Raw genomic sequence first — 6,145 nt, forward strand, 5'->3', positions numbered from 1 at the left:
CCCACACCCCAACACCCCCACACCCCCTAGAATGACCCAATTACGGATTCTGATTGTCGAGGATTCAGAAAACGATCTACTGTTGCTTCTGAGAGAATTGCGTCGGGGTGGTTATACACTTGACTACGTGCGGGTGGAGAATGCTGCTGATATGCAGGCGGCACTCGATCGACAGCCGTGGGATATAGTTATTGCCGATTACACATTACCTCAGTTCAGTGCCCCAGAAGCACTGCAATTGCTCCAAATCCAACACCAGGATTTACCATTCATTATTGTCTCTGGCACCATTGGCGAAGAAACCGCTGTCGCCGCCATGAGAGCTGGTGCCCACGACTACTTGCTCAAGGATAATCTTACCCGGTTAGTCCCCGCAGTCGAACGGGAATTGCGAGAGGCACGAGAGCGACAGCAACGGCTCTATGCCGAACGAGCATTGCGGGAAAGTGAAGAACGCTTTCGCCAATTGGCCGAGAACATCACCGAAAGTGTCTTTTGGATGTCCGACCCCAAAGCTATGCAAATGCTTTATGTCAGCCCCGCCTACGAGCGGATCTGGGGCTATTCTTGCGAAAGTTTGTATGTCGATTTTATGCAATGGATCGAGGCAATCCATTCCGAGGATCGGCAACGGGTTCGCGCTAATTTTTTTGAGCAGTCGTTACGGGGAAACTATGACGAAGAGTATCGAATCCTTCGTACCGATGGCTCGATCCGCTGGATTCGCGATCGCGGCTTCCCGATTAAGAATCATACAGGCACACCTTACCGTGTCGTGGGCATTGCCGAAGATATCACCAACCGGAAATTGACAGAAGCAGCTCTGCGACGGACAGAACGCCTCGAAAGCCTAGGGACATTAACCAGTGGTATCGCCCACGATCTGAACAACGTGTTGACCCCGATTATGGGGATCGTCCAACTGCTACCCATCAAACTCCCCAACATCGATCCATCGACGCGGCGGTTACTGCAAATTCTCCATGACAGCACCCACAGGGGAGCCGATCTCGTCAAGCAAATTCTCTCCTTTACCCGTGGGATCGAAAGCAAGCCGATCCATACCCAAGTCAGTCAGTTACTAGCCGAAATTCAAACAATTATCCAACAGGCATTTCCCCAAAATATCGACCTATCGATCGCCATTAAAGCAGATTTATCGCCGATTATGGCTGATGCCACGATGTTGCATCAAGTCTTTATGAACCTCTGCGTTAATGCCCGCGATGCCATGCCCGATGGCGGCAGACTGTCCATTACAGCCGAAAATATCTCAATCGATGAAAATTACACTGGGATACATTTAGATGCCCACACAGGGGCTTATGTGCTGGTGACGATCGCTGATACGGGGATGGGGATACCGCCCAATCTTCTCGATCGAATTTTCGATCCCTTTTTTACGACAAAGGACATCGGCAAGGGTACGGGGTTAGGATTGGCAACAGCTAACGGGATTGTCAAAAGTCATCATGGCTTTATCGACGTTGTGAGTGAAGTTGACAAGGGCGCTCAGTTTAAAGTTTACTTACCAGCAACAGATTCTTGCGCAGCAGCCTCGATCATCAATTCCGAACCCCCATTGGGAGATGGCGAACTAATTTTGGTAGTCGATGATGAAGTCCCCATCCAAGAGATTGCCAAGGCAACCTTGGAAATACATGGTTATCAAGTAATTACGGCTAGCGATGGCATTGAGGCGATCTCGCTGTATGCCCAGCACAAGCAGGAAATCGGTGTCGTCTTGATGGATATGATGATGCCCTCCTTGGATTCTGTCACTCTGATTCGCACTCTCTCCAAACTCAATCCTCAAGTCCAGATTATTGCCATGAGTGGATTGGCAACCAATGAGGCAGTAAAGAAAACGATGAGTGAGGGCGTGAAAGCATTTTTGGCGAAACCCTTCACTGCGCTGGAATTGTTGAATCTTGTAGCTGCCACAGCCACTCATCGCTGAAGTTACGACTCTAAATTATTTCCACAACTAGCACAGAATCGATCGGTTGGTTTCACTGGAGTACCACATTGGCTACAAAATCGCTGTCGATTGGCTGTGGCACCCATATTTAATTCCATATTGCCCATCCGCATCACCATTGGTCTCATGCTCATCTGCATATTCCCCATTTGCATCGGTGGCATTGGTTTCAGCGGTGACATCGGTTCGACACCAGATGTGAAAGTCGAAGTAGAACTCGCGCTCGTAGTAGATTGATGTTCGCCACCATGACTACTCTGCATCTGAATACTATTACCCTGAATCTGGATTAAAGATTCTCCCGTTGATGTCGTGACTTTCAGAATCGCCCCCGTTGGAGTTATCGACATTTCGGGTGGTACGATCCAGACTCCTGTGGTGAAACTATTACTCGTGCGTTGTTGCTGTCCTGCACTAATATAGAAGATTGTCACAACAGTCTGTGCGCCTTGATTGTCTAGAGAGATCTGATGCCCAGTACTTAATTCCCATTGATATATCATAAGCTACTCGTAAAGGTGCAGATATTCTAATTGTAGATCCAGATTTTCTACTTTTTGGTCAAGTCAAATGCGATCGATTTTCCCATAGTCTTTAGTTAAATCTCACCTGTCCTGCTCCAGACAAAAATAGCCCCACTACCAATTTCTGTATGTCCTGTGGGGCAAAGATCCTAGTCAAAGATCGTTATCGTGCGCTGAAGTTATTGGGACAAGGTGGGTTTGGTAAAACCTTCAAAGCAGTGGATGAAGACCAACCCCGTAAGCCGTTGTGTGTCATCAAACAGTTTGCCTTTAGCAATAATCATCCCGAAACCAGACAAATTGCGCTCAAGCTGTTCTACGAGGAGGCACAACATTTAGAGGCATTGGGCAAACACGACCAGATTCCCGAACTCCTTGCCTACTTTGATGTCGAGGGTCAACCCTATCTGGTGCAACAGTTTATCGATGGGCAAGATTTGGAGCAGGAGTTAGCCACCGTAGGCACTTTTAACCAAGCCAAGATCCGCGAGTTACTGGAGTCGTTATTACCAGTTTTAGATTTCTTACACCATCAGTCACCACCAGTTATTCATCGCGATATCAAACCAGCCAATATCATTCGGCGGCGCAGTGATAGTGGTTTGGTATTGGTCGATTTTGGTGCAGCAAAACTGGCGACTCAGCCTAATTTCATGCCCTAATCAAACTGCATTTTTAGAAAAATACTATTAATTCCTCAATTTTTAAATACTGCCAAGTCTATCTAGCGGCCAAAATTTAGCTTTAACCTTGCCAATAATATTTTGTACTGGAATAACTCGAAATTGATAGTTGTCTTCACGATTTTGATAATTATCATCACTTAATAAATAAAAGCAAAGACTAGGTTTGACATTGCTCGAATTTTGAGTAACCTGACAGTTCTCCAGGACAAGTGGTTTATCAGTCTCAAATCCTGTAAGATTATGGCTGTAGGCTTCTGGCAAAGGTTTATCATTTACCCAAGTAATACCTTCTTTAATTTCTATCCTATCGCCAGGAGTACCAATAATACGACTTATTTTAATTCGATGTGCTTCTGCTTCTGCCGCATGTTTTGAACCATCGCTACCAATAACATCTGTGGAAAAGACTACAACATCACCTGTTTTAGGTTGCATCATAATGTAACTAGTCTTATCGACAATTACTCTTGTATGGTTAGAAATTAACGGAATCATAGCATCTCCTATAATATATCTGGCTTCAGCAACATAAGTCCTGATTGTTAGGGCAGATATCATAACAATAAAAAATGATGCTAAAAATATTAATATTTTATTACCGCGAATCCTAACAGTTCGATAAAAAATCAATGTAAAAGATAATATTATTGCTGGAGCAAAAGCTACTGGTATAAATATTACTGTGATGATTGCCAGGATAATAGGAAACAAAAATAGTCCTAATTTGGTAGTGATAAAACGATCTAAATTTTTGATATTTATCGATAATTTTTTCATACTAAATGACATAGGTATACTTGGATAATAATTAAAGAATTAAGATAAGCATTGGTGCCCATCCAAAACTATTATTCCCAAATCGACACATCAACAAACATTTTATCTATTTTGGAACTTATTACTAATATTATTTATAGGATTGCTCATCAATCCATTGCTTGATCGAATCCAACACCATTTCCATATTCCGCTTCACATCAACATCATTAAATCTTAAAAATCTCACACCCAAAGATTCTAGACGTTCCTGTCTAATGTCATCATTAATCTTTGCTGCTTCGCCATCATGACTGCTACCATCGATTTCAATAGCCAGCTTCAAATCCTTGCAATAAAAATCGACGATATATCGATCTATGGGACGTTGGCTGTCAAAATCATAACCCCGCATCTGCCTCCGTTTCAAGCGTTGCCACAACAACACCTCACCCAAAGTCATATTCTGCCGTAACTTCCGCGCCAAATCCTTCAAATACCGCTCATAATCAATAATCTCTCGCCTACCACTAGGGCACAAAATCCCCTCCTCGGAGGGGTGCCCAACGGGCGGGGTGGGTAGATCTCCGCTTGCACTCATAAAAACCGAATGTTTGGGATTCAATGGCATACTTTCGATCAATTCCTCTAGTTCTAACGGCTCAGATCGATCGTAATTCTCGATCGAATAGTCAGCATAGACGCACTCAAACACTCGATCGCCTGTCAATAATGCCATACAATAGATATATCACAACCAATCGAGCAGCCAAACATCATGCAAGCTCAACAAAACAGTATTAAAGTCAATATTCTGCTCCAGCAGCGAGCAGACGGAAAAACTGTTGCGTCTGTATTGGAAGTTCCCGACTGTACCGCTGTAGAGAATAGTCGAGAACAGGCTATTAGTAGCCTGCGAAACAATCTGATTGAGAAACTAGAGACAGTCGAAGTAATTTCGCTAGAATTGCCCATGAACCAGCACAGAGAGCAGGATCGGGGATGGTTGAGATCTGCGGGAATATTCAAGACAGATCCACAATTTGAAGAATTCCAACAAGAGATTCAATCCTACCGAGATGAATTGGATAGTTTGAATTCTTAGTGCATCGAACAGATAATCATTGTGAGTATGTGGATTTTAGATACCGACCATTTATCACTCCTACAAAGGGAAAATTCACAACTTATCGAACGGTTGTCATTGCATCAACAGGATCGAGTAGTCATCACGATCGTTACTGTGGAAGAACAATTACGCGGTCGGTTGAGTGTAATTAGTAAAGCCTCCGATCCCAAAAGCAAAACATCACTTGCTGTAGCTTACCAAAATTTGCGTTTGACGATCGAGAGTTTACAAGAATTCGAGCAAATAGATTTCGATCTCGAAGCAGAATCAATTTATGTAATTGCTCAACTCAGAGGAAATAAGGATTCCAAGGGGTTTAAAGCAGTAAGAATCGATTCAAAAGCAGATAAACCTTGTCGTTTGCCAGTATTGACAATGGAACGAACAGCAGCAAACAGATCCCGCCCCCAGTCAGAGCGGAAACCATTAGTGACTTTCCGAAAAATCACACTCCAAAGGAGTGCTTGTTCACTGGTATTATTGGTGGGCGGAATCGTTGAATCTTCGAGAAATAGAAATAAGTGTTCTCTCAAATCTCGATAACGATTTTGCAGTCGAATGCCATCTGATTGAAGAGGAGACAAAGCTAAGGCTTGGGACAATTCACGGCGCAGCCTCAACCGATATTGATACTGAGTGGATGCGGCTAACTCTGACCAGCGGCGATGCATCACAAAAGCTCTGAGTAAAATCCGCTTCATAATTGGAGCAAAAATCTCGTCACCAGCATCAATCCCATACTGACAATCTCGTAATTGCGGAGTTCGGTCGGACGGGTTCCCCGTCCATGACCGATACCCAAGCAGGTGAGCTAGGCACACCTGCCAATCTTCGGCTGGATGGGTCTTCTGGGCACTAAATAAGTCTGATCCCCATACTTGTGGGCGATGTTCTGCCATCACTTCTCGAATCACATCACCACCGCGAGATGGGCGAATCACATGCAAACAAACTTGGTCGTTTTGAAAAACCCACTCCCACTGGTTCTTGCCATTGACTCTTGCACTGGTTTCATCGCTGCATACCAGTCGTGAGCTTCTCAACCGTTGCACAATTGCATCTACGGATG

Annotated in this window: 7 protein-coding genes; 3 read left to right on the forward strand and 4 right to left on the reverse strand. The window is 44.2% G+C overall.

Translation table 11 applies throughout. The features are described 5' to 3' along the window. Window positions 1-31: 31 nt before the first annotated feature. Complete coding sequence (locus tag RMO55_RS11915; RefSeq protein WP_396134279.1) at window positions 32-1,960, forward strand: response regulator; 1,929 nt, start codon at window positions 32-34, stop codon at window positions 1,958-1,960. Between the two features lie 2 nt (window positions 1,961-1,962). Here the strand turns inward: RMO55_RS11915 and RMO55_RS11920 are convergent, their stop codons facing one another. Beyond that, entirely contained in the window at window positions 1,963-2,484 is a 522-nt protein-coding gene (locus tag RMO55_RS11920; RefSeq protein ID WP_310426789.1) for a zinc-ribbon domain-containing protein, read from the reverse strand. Between the two features lie 149 nt (window positions 2,485-2,633). On the opposite strand from RMO55_RS11920, the gene RMO55_RS11925 reads away from it, so the two are divergent. Further along, the gene (locus RMO55_RS11925) at window positions 2,634-3,167 is read left to right on the forward strand and encodes a protein kinase domain-containing protein (protein ID WP_310426790.1); all 534 of its coding nucleotides are present in this window, start codon (window positions 2,634-2,636) and stop codon (window positions 3,165-3,167) included. A 42-nt stretch (window positions 3,168-3,209) separates the two neighbouring features. Here the strand turns inward: RMO55_RS11925 and lepB are convergent, their stop codons facing one another. Next, a complete protein-coding gene (gene lepB / locus RMO55_RS11930) occupies window positions 3,210-3,968 on the reverse strand; it encodes a signal peptidase I (RefSeq protein ID WP_310426791.1) in 759 nt (252 codons plus the stop codon). A gap of 130 nt (window positions 3,969-4,098) precedes the next feature. Further along, window positions 4,099-4,686: a DUF559 domain-containing protein gene (locus RMO55_RS11935; RefSeq protein ID WP_310426793.1), complete on the reverse strand. Its 588-nt coding sequence runs from the start codon at window positions 4,684-4,686 to the stop codon at window positions 4,099-4,101. 39 nt (window positions 4,687-4,725) lie between these two features. On the opposite strand from RMO55_RS11935, the gene RMO55_RS11940 reads away from it, so the two are divergent. Then, window positions 4,726-5,052 (forward strand): hypothetical protein, encoded by a 327-nt coding sequence (locus RMO55_RS11940; RefSeq protein WP_310426794.1) that lies wholly within the window; start codon window positions 4,726-4,728, stop codon window positions 5,050-5,052. 308 nt (window positions 5,053-5,360) lie between these two features. Here the strand turns inward: RMO55_RS11940 and RMO55_RS11945 are convergent. Next, window positions 5,361-6,145: transposase (locus tag RMO55_RS11945; RefSeq protein WP_310426796.1), on the reverse strand; the 785-nt coding region annotated here is incomplete at its 5' end.

Origin of the sequence: Chamaesiphon sp. VAR_48_metabat_135_sub (assembly GCF_031418915.1) — a bacterium.
Classification (GTDB): domain Bacteria; phylum Cyanobacteriota; class Cyanobacteriia; order Cyanobacteriales; family Chamaesiphonaceae; genus Chamaesiphon.